The organism is Oleiphilus sp. HI0067 (assembly GCF_001635735.1).
Genome location: NZ_LWFI01001370.1, coordinates 1 through 1,000, shown reverse-complemented (window position 1 = coordinate 1,000; position 1,000 = coordinate 1). Strand labels below are relative to the sequence as shown.

3 protein-coding genes are annotated in these 1,000 nt (G+C 44.0%); all 3 read left to right on the top strand.

Features of this window, described 5'->3' with window-relative positions:
* Nucleotides 1-388: SDR family NAD(P)-dependent oxidoreductase (locus A3739_RS21820; protein ID WP_156502748.1), on the top strand; the 388-nt coding region annotated here is incomplete at its 5' end.
* 147 nt (nt 389-535) lie between these two features.
* Nucleotides 536-712 (top strand): hypothetical protein, encoded by a 177-nt coding sequence (locus A3739_RS28935; RefSeq protein ID WP_156502747.1) that lies wholly within the window; start codon nt 536-538, stop codon nt 710-712.
* A gap of 90 nt (nt 713-802) precedes the next feature.
* Nucleotides 803-1,000 (top strand): hypothetical protein (locus tag A3739_RS21815; protein WP_156502746.1); only part of this gene is annotated, 198 nt, incomplete at its 3' end.

Here is a 1,000-nt window from a genome sequence, read left to right as displayed (position 1 = left end):
TCATGGTCGAAGTCCAGAGAAGCTAGAAGCTGCGAGCAATCTTCTTCTATCTCTTAACCCTCATACGAACGTATCGGTCTATAAGGCCGATTTGTCGAGTGTGTCGGCGACTAAGGATTTTGCTCAAGCTGTATTAAACAGCCATAGCTATCTTGATGTGCTCATTAACAATGCCGGTATATTAAAAACATTAGATACGCGAACGGAGGATGATTTTGATGTGCGTTTTGCTGTGAATACCTCTGCCCCTTTTGTTTTAACGCACTGCTTGCTTCCAATCATCCAAAACAATGGCCGCATTGTTAATTTGTCCTCAGCGGCACAGTCCCCTATCGATGAATCTCTCCTGTGTGGTCGCTCACGGACTAGTAATGCCATGCAAGCTTAGGTGCAGAGCAAGCTTGCTATCACGATGTGGTCTCGTGCTCTCGCTGATCAATTAGGTCAGAGTGGGCCTACTGTTATTGCGTTAAACCCCGGGTCGTTATTAGCAAGCAAAATGGTCTAGCCAGGTTTTGGGATTGCAGGGAATGACATGAGTATTGGGGCAGAAATCATTGTTCGCTCAGTGCTTGATGAAACTTTTGCCGTAAAAAGTGGTCAGTATTTCGATAATGATATTGGTGATTTCGGTCCACCGCATGTTGATGCACAAGACAAAGACGCGTGTGTAAAGCTGTATCAGTTATTAAAAGACATGCTGATTGATTAGCGGCATCGATTTTGCCAAATGTGTCTTAAATATTGTTTGGTGCTGATTGGAATACTAGACCTGGCTTATTAGTGTTGGTAAGTTGCTCCAATGAGAAAGATTGTGGTTGTTTTGTCAGTGTTGTTTTTGGTGTTTGCCAATGTGGTGAGCGCAGCTACATCATGCTGCTTTGAAGAGGCTGACAATCAATCTATCGCTATGCATGACATGGATATGTCGCAACCATCCATGTCAGAAGACTGCCATGAAGAACAGTTTTCATCACCATCCGATAGTGACTCTTCTGCG

Coding starts and splice junctions, on each gene's coding strand:
- A3739_RS28935 (WP_156502747.1), top strand. CDS start 536: ATGAGTATTGGGGCAGAAATCATTGTTCGCTCAGTGCTTGATGAAACT.